The organism is Dietzia sp. DQ11-38-2 (assembly GCF_014145055.1).
Classification (GTDB): Bacteria; Actinomycetota; Actinomycetes; order Mycobacteriales; family Mycobacteriaceae; genus Dietzia.
The window spans coordinates 1-2,768 of the sequence record NZ_JAALDW010000067.1 but is presented as its reverse complement, the minus strand read 5'-3'; the positions used below and the strand labels follow the sequence as shown (position 1 = coordinate 2,768).

Here is a 2,768-nt window from a genome sequence, read left to right as displayed (position 1 = left end):
CGGTCCTCGGCGCGCTTCGCACCACCCAGGAGTTCACCCCGCTGCTCGAGGCCGGCGCGGCGGCGGGGGCAGGCGGGGCCGACTCCGGGGCCGACTCCGGGGCCGAGAGCAGCGCCGCGCCCGGGAGCAGCTCCGTGGTCATGATGGCCTCCGCGGTCATCCACCACTCCCGCGAGCGCTACGCCGGCTACAAGATCGCCAAGACCGCCCTCGTCGCGCTGGGCCACTCCCTGGCCACGGAGCTCGGGCCGCGCGGCATCCGCGTCAACACCGTGGCGCCCGGCTACATCTACGGCGAGACGCTCAAGGGGTACTTCGAGCACCTGGCGGGCAAGTACGGCGGGACCGTGGAGGACGTCTACGCCCACACCGCCGAGAAGATGGACCTGAGGCGCCTGCCCAGCGAGCGCGAGATCGTCGACCCGGTGCTGTTCCTCCTGTCGGACGCGGCGTCGGCGGTCACCGGCCAGACCCTGACCGTGGACTGCGGCGAGTTCCACACCTGAGCCGCTGACACCTCGGGAGAGCTCGCCTGCGCGCCCACCCCGGGACTCCGTCCCCGCATCTACCCCGAGGCACGGATCAGGGTGGGGATCGGGGTCGAACCCGGATGTGGCGGGCGCCGTGGGGGAGGAGACTGGAGGTCGTCGGGGAGAGGTCCCCGACCGCCATTGACGACGACGAGGTGACATGTCATGACCTACCCTTCAGACTCCCAGCCCAAACGACTGACCCGCTCCGAGGACCGCTGGATCGGGGGCGTGTGCGGCGGGCTCGCCGACTACTTCGGGATCGACCCGGTGTTGGTCCGCGTCCTGTTCGTGGCCTCCCTGCTGCTGCCCGGGCCGCAGGTGCTCCTGTACCTGATCCTCTGGTTCGTCATGCCTGACGTCCGCGCCTGAGGTCGTCATGGCAGGCTGAGCGCATGAGCACTCAAGACACCTCGGCCGCGCCCGGTCAGTACTCCTCCGTCCGCATCGAGAAGGCGGTCCGGCATCCGCACGTCGCGCAGGTGACGCTGATCGGGCCCGGCCCCCACAACGGCATGGGGCCGGATTTCTGGGCGGAGATGCCCCGCGTGATGGCGGAGCTCGACGCCGATCCGGAGGTCCGTGCGGCCGTCATCGCCGGGGAGGGCCGCAACTTCTCCTATGGGCTCGACCTCATGGCGATGATGCCGCAGTTCATGGAGTTCCTTCCCCAGGACACGACCCCGGACGCCTCTCGTAACGAGCGGATCCTGGACTTCGTGGAGAACATGCGTCGCGCCATCGACTCGGTGGCGTCGGCCAAGACCCCCACCGTCGCGGCGGTCCAGGGCCGCTGCATCGGGGGCGCGGTGGACCTGATCTCCGCCTGCGACGTCCGCCACGGCGCCGCCGACTCGACCTACTCGATCCGCGAGGTCAAGGTGGGGATCGTGGCCGACATGGGCTCGCTCGCGCGGCTTCCCCACATCATCGGCTCCGGGCTGACCCGGGAACTCGCCCTCACCGGCCGGGACATCGACGCCCAGACCGCCCTGCGCTACGGGCTGGTCACCCAGGTGGCCGAGGACGCCGCCGGTGTGTTGGCCTCGGCCCACGCCACCGCCGCCGAGATCGCCGCCAACCCCCCGCTGGTGGTCCGCGGGACCCGCGAGGTGCTCAACCGCGGCATCGAGGGGCAGATCCGCGAGAACAACCGCTACGTGGCCACGTGGAACGCCGGGTTCCTCGCCTCCTCCGACATGATGGAGGCCATCTCGGCGACGCTCGAGAAGCGCGAGGCGAAGTTCACCGGCCGCTGAGGCCACGAACCAGGCCGCGCTGGCCGACCCGACGAACGGTCGCCAGAAAAGGTGAGCCGTCACTCCGGTACGTAACGGCGGATCCACACCAGGGGAAACGCTGCCCGGAGTGACGGCTCGTGTACGTGCGGGCGTGTGGGCCGACGCGGCGGGGACCCCCGGCCACGCGGGCGGACCCCCGGCCGCCCGGGGTCAGCCGCGGTTGGGCTCGGCCTTCTCCTCGGGGTGCTTGGCGAAGTTCTCGACGCCCTCGGCGATGAGCTTCTCCCCGAGGTCCTTGCCCTTCCACTCACCGGGCGTGACGTGCTTGCCGGGCTCGAGGTCCTTGTAGTGGAGGAAGAAGTGCTCGATCGCCTTGAGCTCGAAGTCCGGGACGTCCTCGATGTCCTGGATGTGCTCCCACCGCGGGTCCGTGGCCGGGACGCACAGCAGCTTGTCGTCGCCGCCGGCCTCGTCGGACATGGTGTAGACACCCACGACGCGGGCGTTGACGATCACGCCGGGGTGCACCGACTCGTCCAGCAGGACCAGCGCATCGCACGGGTCGCCGTCGTCGGCGAGCGTGTTGTCGATGAACCCGTAGTCGGCCGGGTAGCCCATCGAGGTGAACAGGAACCGGTCGAGGTAGATCTTCCCGGTCTCGTGGTGGATCTCGTACTTGTTGCGCGAGCCCTTGGGGATCTCGATGGTCACTTCGACGGACACTGGCGTACCTCGCTGATCGGCGTTCTCGGGACCCCGGACGCGCGCCCGGGAATTCGCACCGATTCTAGTAGGCAGGTCCGGCACCGGGGGCGGTCGCCGTCAGGTCGCCCGCTAGCGTGGGTGATCGATGGCCGCAGCCCGGTCGGGGGCGAGGGCTCGAGAGTGCGGGAGGGCAGGGGTCGGTGACCGAGCGGGGCGTGTGGCGCGGGCGGGGCCCGGTGTGGCGGATCGGCGTGGTCCTGGTCACCGTGGCGCTGCTGGTGGCGGGCCTCGT

4 protein-coding genes are annotated in these 2,768 nt (G+C 70.5%); 3 read left to right on the top strand and 1 reads right to left on the bottom strand.

Features of this window, described 5'->3' with window-relative positions:
* The 3 genes from G6026_RS02885 to G6026_RS02875 form a co-directional block, all read left to right on the top strand.
* Positions 1–506, top strand: a 506-nt coding sequence (locus G6026_RS02885) for an SDR family oxidoreductase (RefSeq protein ID WP_182612213.1), incomplete at its 5' end; no start/stop codon positions are given.
* A 189-nt stretch (positions 507–695) separates the two neighbouring features.
* Positions 696–902, top strand: a complete 207-nt coding sequence (locus G6026_RS02880) for a PspC domain-containing protein (protein ID WP_107755660.1) — start codon at positions 696–698, stop codon at positions 900–902.
* Between the two features lie 23 nt (positions 903–925).
* Positions 926–1,789, top strand: a complete 864-nt coding sequence (locus G6026_RS02875; RefSeq protein ID WP_182612212.1) for a crotonase/enoyl-CoA hydratase family protein — start codon at positions 926–928, stop codon at positions 1,787–1,789.
* Positions 1,790–1,981: 192 nt separating this feature from the next.
* Here G6026_RS02875 and G6026_RS02870 read toward each other — a convergent pair whose 3' ends face one another.
* Positions 1,982–2,494, bottom strand: a complete 513-nt coding sequence (locus G6026_RS02870) for an inorganic diphosphatase (RefSeq protein WP_182612211.1) — start codon at positions 2,492–2,494, stop codon at positions 1,982–1,984.
* Between the last annotated feature and the right edge of the window lie 274 nt (positions 2,495–2,768).

Excerpts from the sequence above, each read along its gene's own strand:
- G6026_RS02875 (WP_182612212.1), top strand. The coding sequence starts at position 926 with ATGAGCACTCAAGACACCTCGGCCGCGCCCGGTCAGTACTCCTCCGTC.
- G6026_RS02880 (WP_107755660.1), top strand. The coding sequence starts at position 696 with ATGACCTACCCTTCAGACTCCCAGCCCAAACGACTGACCCGCTCCGAG.